This is a genomic window from Azospirillum sp. A29, assembly GCF_042604625.1.
GTDB lineage: Bacteria > Pseudomonadota > Alphaproteobacteria > Azospirillales > Azospirillaceae > Azospirillum > Azospirillum palustre.
In genome coordinates this window covers 972187-988610 of record NZ_CP170460.1, presented here as the reverse complement: position 1 = coordinate 988610, position 16424 = coordinate 972187, and the positions used below count along the sequence as shown (strand labels likewise).

At 67.8% G+C, this 16424-nt stretch carries 15 protein-coding genes; all 15 read right to left on the bottom strand.

The window, feature by feature from the left end:
- Nucleotides 1–5: 5 nt before the first annotated feature.
- The 15 genes from ABNQ38_RS04340 to ABNQ38_RS04270 all read right to left on the bottom strand — a co-directional run bounded on the left by ABNQ38_RS04340 (nucleotide 6) and on the right by ABNQ38_RS04270 (nucleotide 16393).
- Nucleotides 6–1268 (bottom strand): acetyl-CoA hydrolase/transferase family protein, encoded by a 1263-nt coding sequence (locus tag ABNQ38_RS04340; protein WP_377805871.1) that lies wholly within the window; start codon nucleotides 1266–1268, stop codon nucleotides 6–8.
- A gap of 4 nt (nucleotides 1269–1272) precedes the next feature.
- Entirely contained in the window at nucleotides 1273–2472 is a 1200-nt protein-coding gene (locus ABNQ38_RS04335; RefSeq protein WP_377805870.1) for an acetyl-CoA C-acetyltransferase, read from the bottom strand.
- Between the two features lie 20 nt (nucleotides 2473–2492).
- Nucleotides 2493–3401 (bottom strand): SDR family NAD(P)-dependent oxidoreductase, encoded by a 909-nt coding sequence (locus ABNQ38_RS04330; protein ID WP_377805869.1) that lies wholly within the window; start codon nucleotides 3399–3401, stop codon nucleotides 2493–2495.
- A 23-nt stretch (nucleotides 3402–3424) separates the two neighbouring features.
- The gene (locus ABNQ38_RS04325) at nucleotides 3425–4588 is read right to left on the bottom strand and encodes an acyl-CoA dehydrogenase family protein (RefSeq protein WP_377805868.1); all 1164 of its coding nucleotides are present in this window, start codon (nucleotides 4586–4588) and stop codon (nucleotides 3425–3427) included.
- 35 nt (nucleotides 4589–4623) lie between these two features.
- Entirely contained in the window at nucleotides 4624–5670 is a 1047-nt protein-coding gene (locus tag ABNQ38_RS04320; RefSeq protein ID WP_377805867.1) for an acyl-CoA dehydrogenase family protein, read from the bottom strand.
- Nucleotides 5671–5755: 85 nt separating this feature from the next.
- Nucleotides 5756–6769 (bottom strand): MaoC/PaaZ C-terminal domain-containing protein, encoded by a 1014-nt coding sequence (locus tag ABNQ38_RS04315; RefSeq protein ID WP_377805866.1) that lies wholly within the window; start codon nucleotides 6767–6769, stop codon nucleotides 5756–5758.
- A 182-nt stretch (nucleotides 6770–6951) separates the two neighbouring features.
- Entirely contained in the window at nucleotides 6952–7761 is an 810-nt protein-coding gene (locus ABNQ38_RS04310) for an enoyl-CoA hydratase/isomerase family protein (protein WP_377805865.1), read from the bottom strand.
- An 11-nt stretch (nucleotides 7762–7772) separates the two neighbouring features.
- Nucleotides 7773–8555 carry an SDR family oxidoreductase gene (locus ABNQ38_RS04305; RefSeq protein ID WP_377805864.1) on the bottom strand — a complete coding sequence of 261 codons (783 nt, stop codon included), beginning with the start codon at nucleotides 8553–8555 and terminating at the stop codon, nucleotides 7773–7775.
- A gap of 23 nt (nucleotides 8556–8578) precedes the next feature.
- Nucleotides 8579–10528: an AMP-binding protein gene (locus tag ABNQ38_RS04300; RefSeq protein WP_377805863.1), complete on the bottom strand. Its 1950-nt coding sequence runs from the start codon at nucleotides 10526–10528 to the stop codon at nucleotides 8579–8581.
- Nucleotides 10529–10623: 95 nt separating this feature from the next.
- Complete coding sequence (locus ABNQ38_RS04295; protein WP_377805862.1) at nucleotides 10624–11346, bottom strand: ABC transporter ATP-binding protein; 723 nt, start codon at nucleotides 11344–11346, stop codon at nucleotides 10624–10626.
- Complete coding sequence (locus ABNQ38_RS04290; protein WP_377805861.1) at nucleotides 11333–12079, bottom strand: ABC transporter ATP-binding protein; 747 nt, start codon at nucleotides 12077–12079, stop codon at nucleotides 11333–11335. The genes ABNQ38_RS04295 and ABNQ38_RS04290 overlap by 14 nt, the downstream gene beginning before the upstream one ends.
- Entirely contained in the window at nucleotides 12076–13032 is a 957-nt protein-coding gene (locus ABNQ38_RS04285; protein WP_377805860.1) for a branched-chain amino acid ABC transporter permease, read from the bottom strand. Before ABNQ38_RS04285 ends, ABNQ38_RS04290 begins: the two co-directional genes overlap by 4 nt.
- On the bottom strand, nucleotides 13025–13900 hold the full coding sequence (locus ABNQ38_RS04280; RefSeq protein WP_377805859.1) for a branched-chain amino acid ABC transporter permease: 876 nt from the start codon (nucleotides 13898–13900) through the stop codon (nucleotides 13025–13027). Before ABNQ38_RS04280 ends, ABNQ38_RS04285 begins: the two co-directional genes overlap by 8 nt.
- 75 nt (nucleotides 13901–13975) lie before the next feature.
- Complete coding sequence (locus tag ABNQ38_RS04275) at nucleotides 13976–15160, bottom strand: CaiB/BaiF CoA transferase family protein (protein ID WP_377805858.1); 1185 nt, start codon at nucleotides 15158–15160, stop codon at nucleotides 13976–13978.
- Between the two features lie 291 nt (nucleotides 15161–15451).
- Nucleotides 15452–16393, bottom strand: coding sequence for a LysR family transcriptional regulator (locus tag ABNQ38_RS04270; protein ID WP_377805857.1), 942 nt, complete (start codon nucleotides 16391–16393; stop codon nucleotides 15452–15454).
- Nucleotides 16394–16424 lie beyond the last annotated feature (31 nt).

Below are 16424 nucleotides of genomic sequence, written 5' to 3'. Positions count from 1 at the left end.
AAGTTTCAGCGCGCCAGCCCGAGTTCACGGGCTTCGCGGTCCAGCCCCTCGCGGAACGGTGGGGCCGCGACGTCGATCATCCGCTTCACCCGCTGCGACAGGGTGAGGCCGCGTAGGTCGGCCACGCCATGCTCCGTCACGATGATGCCGGCATCGGAGCGGGCCGTGCTGACCGGGCCGGACAGGTGGCCGACGATGCGGCTGACCGTCTGGTCCGCCTTGCCGGCGGTCGCCGGCAAGGCGACGATGGGCAGTCCACCGCGCGAGCGGTGGGCGCCGCGCAGGAAATCGACCGCACCGCCGACCGCACCGACATGGACCCCCCTGACCGTTTCGGCATTTATCTGGCCGGTCAGATCCACTTCGATCGCGGAGTTGATCGCGACGAAGCGGTCGATGCCCTCCAGAACGCCGGTATCGTGCGTGTAGGCGGTGGCCCGCAGCGACACCGCCGGATTGCGGTCGGCGAACCGGTACAGACGCCGGCTGCCCATCAGCATTCCGGCCACCGACACGCCGCGATCGACCGTCTTGCTGGCGTTCGTCACGACGCCCCGCTCGATCAGGTCGACCACCTCGTCGCCGATCACGCCCGAGTGGATCCCCAGGTCGCGCCGGTCGGCGAGATCGCCCAGGATCGCCTTCGGCACGCCACCCAGCCCCATCTGCAAGGTCGCACCATCTTCGATCAGGGCGGCGACCCGCCGCGCGATCAACTGGTCCACGGGACCGGCATCGGCCGCCGGCAACTCCACCACCGGCCGCGAGGTCCGCACCATCACGTCGATGGCGTCGGCCGGCAGGACCCCGTCCCCACCGGTCCAGGGAGCCCGCCCGTTCACTTCGGCGATGACCAGACGGGCCGTGGCGACCAGCGGCACAAGATACTCGTGCGCAAGGCTGAGGCTGAACCCATGCGGCCCTTCCGCCACCTGCACCAGCAGCACATCGACCGCCCCGGGAAGCCTGGCCGCCATGTCCGAGTAATGGCAGGGCAGCGGGTCGAGCAACCCGGCGGCGGCCAGCCGCCGGTTCTCCCCGCTGCCGCAATAGCTGGAGAAGGTAACGGCGTCGGCATGCGCCGGATCGGCCGTCCCGGTCAGCGTGATCCCCAGGAAGGCGCGGAAGCCGCCGATGCGATGGCGCTGGGCCATCAGGGCGGTAGTCAGCGGCAGCGGCTCCGCCGCCGCCTGCCCCCAGGCGACCAGATCGCCGGGACGCACGAACTCGGTGAAGTCCAGCGCGTCGAGGGTGATTTCGCGCGGCACCGCGTCAAGCCGCCTCGAACAGGGCGGCGAGACCCTGCCCGCCGCCGATGCACATGGTTTCCAGCCCGTAACGCCCCTTGCGGCGGCGCAGCTCGTGCAGCAGCGTGGTCATCATCCGCACCCCGGTCGCCCCGATCGGATGGCCGAGCGAGATGCCCGAGCCGTTCACGTTGAGGCGGGAGCGGTCGTCCCAGTCCCACCCCTTGAGCACCGCCAGAACCTGCGCGGCAAAGGCTTCGTTCAGTTCCACCAGATCGATGTCGGCGAAGGACAGCCCGGTCTTGCCGAACAGCCGTTTCACCGCCGGGACCGGGCCGAAGCCCATGGTCGCCGGATCGCACCCCGCCGCAGCCCAGCCGGAGAGGAAGCCCATCGGCGACAGTCCCAGCGCCTCCAGCCTGTCCTCGGCGACCACGAGGCAGGCTGCGGCGGCGTCGTTCTGCTGGCTGGCATTGCCGGCGGTCACGGTGCCGCCCTTGGTCAAGGGGCTCAGGCGGGCCAGGCTTTCCGGGGTCGTGGCGGGACGGATGCCCTCGTCACGACCGACGACCACCGGCTCCTGCCTGCGGCGGGGAACCGTGACGGGGACGACCTCCTCGTCAAATCGCCCGGCCTCCCAGGCGGCGGCGGCCCGGCGATGGCTTTCGGCGGCGAAGGCGTCGGCCTCTTCCCGCGTGATCCCATGGATGCGGGCGAGGGTCTCGGCCGTCTCGATCATGCCGGAGATGCGGCCGAAGCGGTGCTCGGGCTGCGACCGCTCCCGCCCGCGGTCGAGCCGGTCGTAGAGAGCGGCGTTTCCGGACCGGGCTCCCCAACGCATGCCGGTCGTATAGTATTCGATGTTGCTCATGCTCTCGACGCCGCCGGCCAGCACGACGTCGCAGGCCCCGGTCTCAACCATCATGGCGGCGGTGATCAGCGCCTGGAGACCACCGCCGCAGCGGCGGTCCAGCTGCATCCCCGGAACCTCGATGGGCAGCCCGGCATGTAGGGCGATCCAGCGGCCGACGCAGGGCGTTTCGCTGTTGGCATAGGACTGGGCGAAGACCACGTCCTCGATCAGTGCCGGGTCGATGCCGGTGCGCTCCAGCACGGCCCTGACCGCCACCGCGCCGAGTTCCTCGACCGGCACCGGCTGAAGGCTGCCGCCGAACGTGCCGACCGGCGTGCGGACCGGGCTGACAAAGGCTGCTCGTCTCATCATCGATCACTCCGGTGGCGGGATCAGACGGGATCCCAGCTGAACACGTCGGCGCTGCAGTCGAGCGGCACGAAGGACGGCTTCAGCGCCGCCATGCCGTGCTCGACGATGGTGTCGGGCGTCCAGCCCTCGCCGCGGTGGATCGTGCGCAGCGGACGGCTCTGGCTCATCAGGACGATTTCGTTGTTGCGCGCCGCGAAGATCTGCCCGGTGACGCCCTGGGCTGCGTCGGACGCCAGGTAGACGGCGAGCGGGGCGTTCTTGGCCGGCGTCATCCGCATCAGCTTTTCCACGCGGGCCTTCTGCTCGGGTGTCTCGGCGGGGATGCCGCTGGTCATCCGGCTCCAGGCGAAGGGGGCGATGCAGTTGGAGCGCACGTTGTAGCGTTTCATGTCCAGCGCGATCGACTTGGACAGGGCGGCGACGCCGAGCTTGGCCGCGGAGTAGTTCGACTGCCCCAGATTGCCGATCAACCCGGACGTGCTGGTCATGTGGACGTAGGCGCCCTTTTCCTGCGCACGGAAATGGTCGGCGGCGGCCCGGCTGACGAAGAAGCTGCCGTTCAGGTGGACGGCGATGACGGAAAGCCAGTCCTCCGGCGACAGCTTGTGAAACATGGCGTCGCGCAGGATGCCGGCATTGTTGACCACCGCGTCGATGCGGCCGAAATGGTCCAGCGCCGCCTGCACGATCTTCTGTGCGCCGGTCCACTCGCTGACGCTGTCGGTGCTGATGCAGGCGCGGCCGCCGGCCCGCTCGATGATGGCCCTGGTTTCCTCGGCCGGCGTCGCCGACTGGCCAGCACCGCCGAGCGATGCCCCCACGTCGTTGATCACCACCGCAGCCCCGGCGGCGGCCATCGCGATGGCGATGTCGCGGCCGATGCCGCCACCGGCACCGGTGACGATCACGGCCTTTCCTTCAAGTAGCATTCGTAGAATCCTCGGGTTTGAATTCAGGAGGGCAAGCCCAGCACGCTCTTCGCCAGGATGTTCCGCTGCACCTCCGACGAGCCGCCGTAGATGGTCGCCGCGCGGGCGGTGATGAACAGGCCGGCCGGATCCAGGTCGCGGTCGCCGCCGATCGGGTCGAGCAGGCCGGCATGCTCCGCCGCGATCTCCATCATGGTGTCGGTGATGCGCTGGAACAGTTCGCTCTGGTGGATCTTCAGGAGCGAGACGTCGGCCCCCAGGCTTTCGCCGCGGCGCAGCCGGTCGGCGAAGGTCTCGAACAGCGCGTTGTGATCGGCCAGATCGAGCGCCAGCTGCGTGTAGCGGTCGCGGAAGACCGGATCGTCCCAAACGCCGAGATGCCGCGCCAGATGCTTCAGCCGCGCCAGCGCATGGGCCGACTGCCTGGGCGAGCCGAGGAAGATGCGCTCGAACCCCAGCAGTGCCTTCGCCATCGACCAGCCGCGGTTGATCTCCCCGACCAGATTGCCCTTCGGCACCCGGACATTGTCGAAGAAGACTTCGCAGAACTCGTCATGGCGGTGGATGTTCAGGATCGGGCGCACCGTGATGCCGGGGCTGTCCATCGGCGCCAGCAGGAAGCTGATCCCCTCCTGCTTCCTGTCGCCCTTGGCCGTACGGACCAGCAGGAAGATCCAGTTGGCGTCCTGGGCCAGCGTCGTCCAGGTCTTCTGGCCGTTGATCACCCATTCCTCACCGTCGAGCACCGCCTCGGTCCGCAGCGAGGCGAGGTCGGAACCGGCGTTGGGTTCGCTGTAGCCCTGGCACCAGATATGCTCGCCCGAGAGGATTTTCGGCAGGAAATGGGATTTCTGCTCCTCGCTGCCGTGACGGATCAGCAGGGGGCCGAGCAGGATAATCCCATGGTCAGGCAGCCGGGCCGCCCCGAACCGCTCGAACTCGTCGACGTAGATCAGCTGCTTGGAGGCCGAAAGGCCCATGCCGCCATACCGGCGGGGCCAGCTGGGCGCCAGCCAGCCATGGCCGGCGAGGGTCAGGTACCAATCCCGGGCCTCGTCCCAGTGCAGCCGCTTGGCCGGGTTGCGCAGGTGGCGGGGATGGTGGTCGGCCAGGAAGGTCTGGACGGCGGCGCGGAATTCCTCGTCGCCCAGCGCGTCGAAATCCGGCGGTTGCGTCGGGGTCGTCATGATCTGTGTTCGCCTCTCGTCTGGGGTCGCCGGCTTCACGGCCCGTCCGCCACTTCGTCCACCACTTCGTCCACCGGGGACTGGAGCGCGGCGTAGCGGCGCCGGTGCAGGGCAGCGCCGCCATAGGCGGGCGCCAGCACCATCGCCTTGCGCAGGTAAAGGCCGACGTCGCATTCGTCGGTGTAGCCGATCCCGCCATGCAGCTGGATCGTCTGCCGGGTCACCAGCATCGCCGCGTCCGAGGCGCGGGCCTTCGCCCGCGACACCGCCGCCTGCGCCTCCGCGCCGACGGCCCCGCCGTCGAGGCAGGCCGCAGCACTCTCGACGCTGGCACGGGTCAGCGCCGCCTGGAGCGTAAGGTCGACCGCGCGATGCTGCAGAGCCTGGAAGCTGCCGATCGGCACGTCGAACTGGCGGCGCGTCTTCAGATAGTCGACGGTCAGCGCCAGCGCCCCCTCGATCACCCCCAGCAGGTAGGCCGCGGTGGCGAGCGCAGCCTCGTCGAGCACCCGGCCGGCGTCGCCCGGCAGGAGCTCCCCCTGCACGCCGTCGAAATGCAGGGTCGCCAGATGCCCGCCATCCTGCCCCGGGGACCGCTCGACAGTCAGGCCGGCGGCGTCGCGCGGCACCAGGACTAGGCCGCTTTCCGTCGTCACGAGGAACTCGTCCGCCGCGTCGGCGGCCGGCACGAAGCGCTTGCAGCCGGAAAGCCGCCCGCCGGCGACGCTCGCTCCACCGGCGGGGTCGAGGCTGCCGGCGCGCTCCTGCCAGGCGAGCAGCACGATACGGTCGCCCGACAGCCGGTCGCTGCCGGCGTTGCGGCCGAGCAGGCGGACGGCAGCAGCGGCGGCGATCAGCGGCTCCGGCGTCAGGGTGGCGCCCAGTTCCTCGACCAGCGCGCAGAACTCCAGCATGCCGAGGCCGGAGCCGCCATCCGCCTCGTCGACCCGCAATCCGATCCAGCCGAGATCGCCCATCGCGCGCCAGACCGCGCGGTCGAAGCCGGGCGACCGGTCACGCCAGTCGCGGGCGCGCCGCAAGTCACCGCGCCTGGCGATCGCCTGCGCGCTGTCACGGATCATGCGATTGTTTTCCAACCGGTCCGCATCGATACTCATAGCCCCGCACCCTTCAATTCCGATCATCCGCGCCGGCAGCGAACCGCCATTACGTGAATTCGACGAACCCGTTGTTGAGAACCACCGCGTCGCGTTCGACCACCCGCGCCCGGAACGATCCGTCGCGCCAAATCTCGGTGCGTATGGTTTCGCCGGGAAAGACCGGTGCGGAGAACCGGAGGGACATCCGCCGCAACCGGTCCGGCCGGTAGTCCGCCAGCGCCCGGAGCAGGGCGTGGCAGGCCACGCCAAAGCTGCACAGCCCGTGCAGAATCGGCCGCGGGAAGCCGGCATGCAGCGCCACCGCGGGATCGGCATGCAGGCTGTTGTCGTCGCCGTTCAGCCGGTAGAGCAAAGCCTGCTCGGGCCGGGTGGCGAGGTCGACGATCATGTCGGGCGCTCGCTCGGGAACGGCATGCACCGGCGGAAGCGGTCCGGGCGAGCCCCCGAAGCCGCCGCCGCCGCGCAGGAACGTTGTGCTGCGCGTCACCGCGAGAAGGTCGTCGGTGGCGGCATCGACGATTCGCTTTTCGGTCAGCAGGAGAGCGGCTCCCCCGACCCCCTTGTCGATCAGGCCGGCGATGCGCGTCCGTCCGATCACCTGCCCGTCCACAGGCAGCGGGCGCAGCAGCTCGATCTGCTGTTCCCCATGAAGGACCGATTTGGGATCGACCCCGCTGTCGTCGCGGCCGAGCCAGAATCCGGGATGGCCCAGCACCACCGCCATGGAGGGGACCGCCGCCAGATCGCGGTGGTGATCAACGAAATCGAGCTGCCGCTCGTCCAGCGGATCCTGCCCGAGCCCGACCGACAGCGCGTAGAGGATCGCGTCCCGCTTGCTCACGCTCTGGCGGATTTCCGGAATTTCTGTCTTCAGTAGCTTTTCGGCATCGATCATTGGCGATCCGCTGTTCCCGCAGGCGGCGGAGCCGCGCCGGGATTTTCCCTTCGCGCGGGAATTCCCTGGGTGCCGCCGCATGTATTGTCGGTGCGTGTAGCCGGGCCCGGTGCGAGAGACGGCGTCCCGGTTCATGGGAGCGACGCCGGTCAGCCAGTCGGCCAAGCTGTCGGAACGATTATCTCACCGGGATTATTGGAATAGAAGACTTCGATTTTTAAGGCCGTGGCAGATATAGGCCACTCCTATATTTTAAAATCGACCCTTCCATTACCGGCGGACCGGTCCGTATGCCGGGCAGCCTGGACGCCACCGGGCTGGAAGCGGCGTCCGGGCGGTGCGAACGGTCAGACGGAGCAGGATTTCCCAAAAGACGGCGGGCGCTTCTCGCGCAGGGACGCCACGCCCTCCCGCACGTCGGGTCCGCTGAAACCCAGAATTTCCAGGGCGGTCGAGGTGTCGAACATCGGTCCGGCCATGCGGAGCCAGTTGTTCAGGGCGTATTTGGTCCAGCGGATGGCGCTCGGCGCCCCCTCGGCCAGGCGGATCGCCGTCTTCAGCGCGGTTTCCTGAAGCTCCGCTTCCTCGACGCAGAGCGCGACCAGCCCGATCTCCTCGGCCCTCTGTCCCGTCAGCGGTTCGCACAGCATCAGGTAATACTTGGCCTTCGCCATGCCGCACAGAAGCGGCCAGAGGATCACGGCATGGTCGCCGGCGGCGACACCCAGCCGGGTGTGCCCGTCGACGATCTTGGCGTCCTTGGCCGCGATCGGGATGTCCGACAGCAGGGCCGCCACTAGGCCCGCCCCGACGGCCGGCCCCTGAATGGCGGAGACGATCGGCTTGGAGCAGTTGATGATGTTGTAGACGAGGTCCTTGGCTTCCTTCCAGACCCGGCAGCGCGCGTCGAAGTCGCCGATCATCTCGTCGATCATCTCGAAATCGCCCCCGGCGGAGAAGGCCCGCCCCTCGCCGCACAGGATAACGGCGCTGACACTGGGGTCGCGGTCGATGTCGCGCCAGACGTCGGTCAGCTCGCGATGACCGATGGCGTCCAGCGCGTTCATCCGCTCCGGCCGGTTCAGCGTCAGGCGCAGGACGCCGTCCGCCGGACGGTCGAACCGGATCCGCTGGTAGCTGGCATAGAGGTCGCTCATGTCACTGTCTTTCACGTTATGGAACGACGGGAGGCGATGCCGCCATCGACGGTGAAGATCGCGCCCGACGTGTATCCCGAACGCGGCGAAGCCAGGAAGACGAAGAGGTTGGCGACCTCCGCCACATGGGCCGGACGGCCCAGCGGATAGGCCCGCGACAATTGCCGATAGTCCCCCTCGTCGCCATGGAGCGCCTTGGCGCGCTTCTTCAGAAGACCCTCGATGCGGGCGGTCGCCACCGGCCCCGGATTTACGCCCACCACCCGGATGTTGTCGTCCAGGCTGCGCCCGCCGAGCGCGCGGGTGAAGGCCATCAGGCTGGCATTGCCCGTGCTTCCGGCGATGTAGTTGAAATCGAAGACTTCGCCGCCGTTCCCGATGTTGTTCAGGATCACGCCGCCGCCGTTCGCCTTCATCAGCCGGTACATCGTCCGTGTCAGATCGATGTAGCCGAAGACCTTCAGCTCCCATCCGGCGCGCCAACGCTCCGCGTCGATCTCCCACAGGTCGCCGCCCGGAATGGCACCGGCATTGTTGACCAGCACGTCCACCACGCCGCAGACCCCGACGAGGCGGTCGATCGCCCCCGGTTCGGTCAGGTCGAGCGCCTGCACGGCGACGGTAACTCCGTATTCGGCGCGGATCGCCTGCGCCAGCGCGTCGAGCTTGTCGGCGGACCGCGCCACCAGACGCAGCGAGCAGCCTTCGGCGGCGAACGCGTGGGCCAGCCCCTCCCCGATGCCCTGCGATGCGCCGGTAATCAGGACTTTTCTGCCCTTCAACTCCAGATCCATTTTCCCCTCCTTGCTGCCGCCGCCTATTGGCCGATTGCCGCCCTGATCTCGTCGAGCGCGTCGGGGTTGCTCAGGGCGGTCAGGTCGCCCGGCGGGCGGTTCTGGTAGATGTTGCGGATCACGCGCCGCATGCTCTTGCTGGTGCGCGTCTTGGGGATCTGGCTCACCACATGGACCTTCTCCGGCCGGAAGGGCTTGCCGAGCCGCAGCTCGATGTGCTTCCCGACCGCCGCCGACAGCGCCGCGTCGTCGCGCGCGCCGTCCGTTGCGGGAACCACGAAGACCACCAGCTTCTGCCCCTTGACCGCGTCGTCCACCCCGATGGCCGCAGCCTCCGCGACGTCCGCCAGTTCCAGCAGCACGTCCTCCACCTCCGCCGGCCCCAGCCGCTTGCCGGCGACCTTCAGGGTGTCGTCCGAGCGTCCGCGCAGGAAATGATTGCCGTCGCCGTCCCGCATCGCCAGATCCCCGTGGATCCACATGCCGGGAATGGTCCGCCAGTAGCTGTCGAGATAACGCTCGCGGTCCTGCCAGAAGGCCTTGGTCATGCCGATGAAGGGGCCGAGGACCGCCAGTTCGCCGACCTGGCCGGTCAGGCTACGCCCGGTCTCGTCGACCACGTCCACCACGATTCCCGGCGTTGCCGTGTTGAAGCCCGACGGAACGATCGGCTTGACCACGACGCTGGACAGCAGGGCCCCCGATACCTCGGTGCCGCCGGTATAGTTGATGACCGGTGCCATCCCATGGCCGAAATTCTGCTGGTACCACTGGAAGTGTTCGGGGTCGATGCCCTCGCCAGCGGTGATCAGCAGCCGCACGCTCGACAGGTCGCCCCGCGTCGACACCGCCGCATTGGCGGCCAGTCCGCGGATCAGGGTCGGCGCGGATCCGTAATGGGTGATGCGGTGCCGTTCGATCAGCCGCGACATGCGCGACCAGTCTGGAAAGTCGGGGGCGCCGTCATAGCAGACCAGCGTCGCTTCCCGCATCAGCGCCGTGGTGGCGACCAGAGAGCCGGCGATCCAGCCCATGTCCGCCGGCCAGCAGAACACGTCCCCCCGCCCGACATTGAAGTGGACCGCGGCGTCGTGGGCGATCCTGACCGGAAAGCCGCCGTGGGTGTGGACGGCTCCCTTGGGCTTTCCCGTGGTGCCGGAGGTGTAGATGATCATGAAGGGATCGTCGGGCGACATGCGCGCCGACGCTTTCGCGGCGTGCGCCGTTCCGGATGCCGATACGGCGTTCCAGTCGTGCCACCCGGCCGGCAGTTCCTCGTCCGCCGACCGCCGCTTGACGATGATGCTGTTCAGGTCCGGGAGGCTCGCCGCCGCCTCGCGCAGATGCGCCAGCACGCCGACCCAGCGGCCGCGCCGGTGGAAGCCCGTGGTGCCGAGCAGCGCCGTTGCCGAGCAGGAGGCAAGCCGTGCCACGATTGCATCGACGCCAAAGCCGCTGAACAGCGGCACGGCGATGGCGCCGATATGGGAGAGCGCCAGCAGGGAGACGATGCTTTCGATGCCGGTTTCCATCAGCAGGCCGACACGGTCGCCGCGTCCGATGCCCAGGGCCGCAAGCCCGCCGGCGAAGCGGCCGACCGCGTCCGGCAACTCCCCGTAGGGAATGCTGCCGACGGTGCCGTCCTCGTGTTCGGCAACGATGGCCGGACTGTCGCGCAGGTCCGGATCGGCGGCACGGGCCAGAATCGAGTCGACCCAGTTCAGTTCGCCGCCGACGAACCAGCGCGGGAATTCCACACCGTCGCTGAGATCGACCAGCCGGTCGTAGGGACGTTGCCAGACGATGCCGCAATAGTCGGTCACCGTCCTCCAATACCGCTCGGGATCGTCAATCGACAGGCGGTAGAGCGCGTCGTAATCCGATACGCCGAGCAGCCTGCCAAGTTCGGTGACCTTCGCGGATTCGATGTCGTTCGCGCTGGGCGTCCAGACACCGGATTGCTCTTTCGTCACGGACGCCCTCCACACTGGCTGTTCACTTCAGTCATCGAACAGTTTGCCCTTCAAACGAATAGTATGCCATGGTCCGCTCCCCCGACGGAGCGGCCTCAGATGCCGAGATAGGCCCGCTGGACCGTCTCGCTGCGCGCCAGCGCGGCGGACTCGTCCTCGGCCACGATGCTGCCGTTTTCTAGGATGTAGCCGTAGTCGGCGATCGACAGCGCGACCTCGGCATTCTGCTCCACCAGAAGGACGTCGACGCCGGATCGCCCGATCGTCTTGACGATCCCGGCGATGTCGTCGACCACCGCCGGGGCCAGCCCGATGGTGGGCTCGTCGAGCAGCAGGATCCTCGGCGCGCTCATCAGCGCCCGGCCGACGGCGACCATCTGCTGCTGCCCGCCGCTGAGGCTGCCGACCGGGGTGGACAGCCGGTCGCGCAGCGCCGGGAAATAGTTGAGCACGCGCGCGAAATCTTCGCCCACCCGCTGCCTGTCCCTGCGCCGATAGGCGCCAAGCTCGAGATTCTCGCGGATGGTCATGCTGCCGAACAGCCGGCGGCCTTCCGGGACCAGCGACAGGCCGCGCACGACGATCTCGTCGGCGGGCAGGCCGGTGATCGGCTTGCCGAACAGGCTGACGCTGCCGCCGCGCGGCTTCACCAGACCGCTGACCGCCTTCATGACCGTCGATTTGCCGGCCCCGTTGGCGCCGATGATCGTGGCGATCCGCCCCCTGCGCAGCGCCAGCGATACGCCGCGCAGAGCGGGAACCACGCCGAAATCGACGCTGAGATCCGTGATCTCCAGGGAAAGGTCAGTGGGAGTCATGGCGCTTCCCCAGATAGGCGGAGATGACGGCTTCGTCGCGGCCGATCTCCGCGGGCGTGCCGCTGGCGAGCTTCTGGCCGTGGTGAAGGACGACGATCCGGTCGCAGACCTGCATGACCGCCTTCATGTTGTGCTCGACCAGCAGGATCGAACTGCCGTCCTCGTCCCGGATCGAGCGGAAGAGGTCCAGGATGCCGGCGACCTCCGACTGGTTCAGCCCGGTCAGGGGCTCGTCCAGGCAAAGCAGCCGTGGCCCGGTGGCGACGGCGATCCCGATGCTGACCAGCCGCTGGAGGCCGTGCGGCAGGTTGCCCGCCCTTTCGTCGAGATAGGGGACGAGGCGCAGGCGCTTGGCCGTCTCCGCCACACGGGCGCGGCGCGGTTCGCCCCGCGCCTGCGGCAGCGCCCCCACCGCGCCGACCAGCAGATTGTCGCGCACCGTCATGCCGCGCATCAGGCTGCCGTGCTGGAAGGTCCGGACCAGGCCCAGCCGGCTGATCTGTTCGGGCGACCGGCCGGTGACGTCGCGCCCGCCGATGAACAGGCGTCCGGCCGTCGGTTTGTGAAAGCCGCTGATCAGGTTGAACGTCGTGCTCTTGCCGGCGCCGTTCGGGCCGATCAGGCCGAGGATCTCGTTGGGACGGATGTCCATGTCGAGATTGGAAACCGCCAGCAGGCCGCCGAAACGGCGGGTCAAGGCTTCGGTTCGCAGAAGTGCGGTGGTGGCGGTCATTGTCCACGAGCCTCCCGGACGGCCGGGGCGGAAGCGGCCGGCCTGCCCGGCCGGCGCAGGAGTCCGTCGATCGTGCCGACGATCCCCTTGGGCATGATCAGCACCGACAGCACGATCGCGGCGCCATAGAAGACATGTTCGCCCGCCCCGAAGCTCAGCGCGACGCTGCCGAGAAGGATCAGGAGCGCGGCGCCGGCGACCGGTCCGAAGATCGACTCCTCGCCGCCGACCTTCAGGTAAGCGAGCGCCATGATCGAGAGCAGCACGCCGAAATCGCCGGGGCTGATGACGGTGTTGGCGAAGGCCTGGAGCGACCCTGCGATCCCAGCGGCGAAGCAGGCGATGGCGAAACAGGCCACCTTCGCCCGGTGCACGTCGATGCCCACCGTCCGCACCACCGCGTCATTGTCGCGGATGGCGGTCAGGACCTTGCCGAAATCGGACCGCTCCACGGCATAAAGCCCGACCAGCATCAGAACGACCACGGTCATGACGAAGGTGCCGTACCAAGCGTCCAGGCCGGCCGGCGGAAAGATGCCGACCATTCCGGAATTCCCGCCGAGCCAGTCGATCTGCGTGCAGCAGAGCCGCACGACTTCGGCGAAGGCGAAGCCGATCAGCTTGAAATAGGGTCCCTTGATCCGCAGCGTGACATAGCCGAACAGGATGCTGACCAGGGCGGCCATGACGCCGGCCGCCAGGATCGCCGCCAGGAAGGGCACCTCGAAGCGGGTCGTCAGCAGGCCGGCGGTATAGGCGCCGATGCTGACGAAGGCCGCGGTGCCGAAGTTGAGTTCGCCGAACAGCAGGACCATCCTGAGGCTGGCGGCGATCAGCGCGGCGATGGCGATCCAGTTCAGCAGGTTCGACGCATAGGACGCCGGAAGCGACGCTGCAAGCGCGATGGCGAGGATGGCCGGGGCGCCGGCTTTCAGAATTGCGTGATTATCCATGTCCCATCAACCCCTGGGGCCTGACCAGCAGGACCACCATGACCAGCGCGAAGATGGCGATGCTTGCCCGCGACGGATCGAAGAAGTAGCCGCCGACGCTCTCGACGAGCGCGATGAACAGGCTGCCGACGATGGCGCCCGGAATGCTGCCCAGCCCGCCGACGATCACGGCGATGAACCCCTTGATCAGGTAGTCGGAGCCCAGCGTCGTGGTGACCACCGAGACCGGTGCGATCAGGGCGCCGGCGACCGCCGCCAGGAGCGTCGCGATCATGAAGCCGTGCCGCGCGATGCGCTGGTAGGGGATGCCCTGGAGCATTGCCGCCTCGTGGTCGATCGACGCCGCGCGCAGGGCCTTGCCCACCGGCGTCATCGCCAGCGCCGCGTAGAGCAGGCCGGTTAGGACCACGGCGACGAAGCAGAGCAGGAGGCGCTGGGAGGTCAGCGACGCGCCGAAGACCGACACCGTACCGTCGACGATTGGCGGAACCGATCGCACCGCGCCGCCGAAGACGTCGAGGTACAGCCCTTCGAGCAGCAGGATCAAGCCGAGCGACAGGATGAAGGACCCGACGAAGTCGCGCTGGAGGCGCTTGAATCCCCACTCATAGGTGACGAGGCCCAGCAGCAGGGAGGCGGCGACCCCGGCCGCGGCGGAGCCGGCGAAGGCCGCCGGCAGCGGCAGGCCAGCGGACGCCAAGTACGGCATCGCCACGGCGACGACCAGGGCCGAGAGGGTGAAGAACTGGCCATGCGCGAAATTGACGATGCGCATGATTCCGAAGGTCAGGGTGAGGCCAAGGGAGAACAGCACATAGATGGCGCCGATCTGAAGCCCCGTGGCAATGATTTGTAATGCGGTCTGCATGCCGCATACTCCTTGTCTGCGGGCGGGAATGGACCGGCCGGCGACGGTTGCAGGGGGGGTCTGCAGGCGGCCGCGTCAGACGACGCCGCTATTCCGGAAATCGGCGATCTCAGGATCGCCGTAACCCAAGCTCTTCATGATGTCGTCGGTATCCGCTCCCAGCGCCGGCGCCGGTCGCCGCTCCGGCCGCGCCCCCGCCGTCAGCCTGGCCGTCGGCGCCACGAGCGGAATCGCGGCGGAAAGCCCGGGCGGCCGCACCCAGTCGAAATGTCCGCCTTCGGCATGCTGGGGTTCGACCAGCGCCTCGGCGGGCGACAGCAGCCGGCAGCCCGGGACACGGGCTTCCGCCAATTCGGCCAGACACTCCGCGCTGGTCCGCGGCGCGCACCACTCCGCGACGATGGCGCTCAGGACCTCGCCATGTTCGCCGCGCCCGATGTCGTCGGCGAAGCGCGGGTCGTCGATCAGCCCCGGCGCTCCGACGAGCCGTGCCAGGCGTTCGAACATGTCCTGGCCGATCACCTGGACGAACACCCACCCGTCGCGCGTCACGAAGAGATCGGAAGGTCCCGAAATCGGACTGCGGTTGCCGGTCGCGGTTCGGGAGCGGGCGCCGGAAGCCTCCTCGATCAGCACCGGATTCATGATGGCAAGCGCCGTCCCCAGCAGCGAGGCCTCGACCAGCTGCCCCCTCCCCGTCCTGTACCGGGCCAGGATGGCCGCCAAGGCCCCATAGGCCGCGGAAATCCCGGTGCTGTAATCGACATAGGAGGTGGCCGACCGGAAAGGCTGGCCGGGCAGGCCGGTTAAGGCCATCGCACCGCTCATCGCCTGGCCGGTCACATCGAAGCCGATGCTGTCCTTGCGCGGCCCGCGCGAGCCGAAGGCGGTGATCGAGACCAGGATGATGTCCGGCTTCACCGCGCACAGCGCCTCATAGTCCAATCCCAGGCGATGCGCCGCCTTGGGCGGAAGGTTGACCACCGCCACGTCGCTGCCCGCCACGAGGCGGGTCAGGATGTCCCGCGCCTCCGGTTGCGTCAGGTCGAGGGTCAGCGACCGCTTTCCGCTGTTCATCTGGTGATAGACGGCGCCCTCGCCGTCCGGGGTGAGCGGCATCACGTAACGGTCGTCGTTGCCGCCGGGCCGCTCGATCCGGATGACCTCGGCGCCCAGACCGGCCAGCATCGCCGCGCAATAGGGGGCGGCGATGTATCGGCCGAAATCAAGGATCCGGATGCCCTCCAGAACCCCGTTCATTCCCATATCCATGCCCATTCGCTCCGGCTTGGGATCGTTCTTCCGAATAGAAGAACCTGCAAGACGCTCCCAGGATTGCCAATTCTCTTTAACTGGGCCCTTCTATATCAAAGTCACACGGAGGAACGATCATCTATTTTTCCTTGATACTGGATAGGCGAAATCTATGCGTTGCTCCAATATTTCTTTATGGTTGATCTTATGTCTTCTAATTTTGTATCTTATTCAGAAACAGGATCGGCAAACAATTCAGCCAGGCACCGGTTCCTGACACGGGAGCGGGCATGCCGGTCAGCGTGTGGCGGCAAGTTGGGCCCGCAGGTTGAAGCGGTTTATCGCCTCCTCCAGGATCGTCCCGATCACCGATTCCACCTGGAGGCTGGCGCTGCTAGCGGGCCGGTCGCCGCGGCGCGCCAGATAGGCGGTCCGCTTCAGCGCCGGCTTCTCAATGGGAACCAGGATGACGCGGCCATCGTGGACCGCATCGAAGCAGGCCGCATGCGAAAGGATCGTATAAGCGCTTGCCCGGTCCACCAGCTTCAGGATCTGCGCAAGCGAGTCGACCTCCATCACCACATTGGTCGCGGTGCCGGCCGAGCGGGCGTGGCGTTCGATGATCTCCCGCAGTCCATGGGGGCGGCTCGGCAGCACGAGCGGCAGCTTGCAGACGTCGGAGAAGCTGCACCCTTCGACGGCGACGCCGTCGACGACCTCTGCCGACGGCCAGTGATCGGGTGCGGTGACGAGGTACAGTTCTTCGTTGAGCAGCGGCTTGACGACGAGCTGGTCGGAATCGGGCGGGTCGTAGAGACAGGCGATGTCGACATGCCCCGACGTCAGCCAGTCGAGGACATAGCCCGACATGGATTCGATGATGCGCAGGCGGACGGCGGGAAAATCGTTGCGGACCGTCTCGGCGAGCGGCACGCTCAACAGAAGGGCCATCGAGGGCGGCAGGCCGATGGAAACGGCGCCCCCGGCATTGGTTCCCCCCAGGTTCCTGACCTCCTGCACGGCGACATCGACGTTATGCAGGATGTCCCGGCTGTGACGGGCCAGCGCCGCACCGGCCTCCGTCAGGCGCGTGCCGCGGGGGGTCCGCACCATCAACTGCACGTCCAGTTCCCTTTCGAGCTTTCCGAGGACGTCCGACAGGGATGGCTGGGCGATTCCAAGACGTGCCGCGGCAGCGGACACCGACCGGTGATCGACGATGGACAGAAAATAGCTCATCTGCCGAAATTCCACGTTCTTCCTCCCTTGC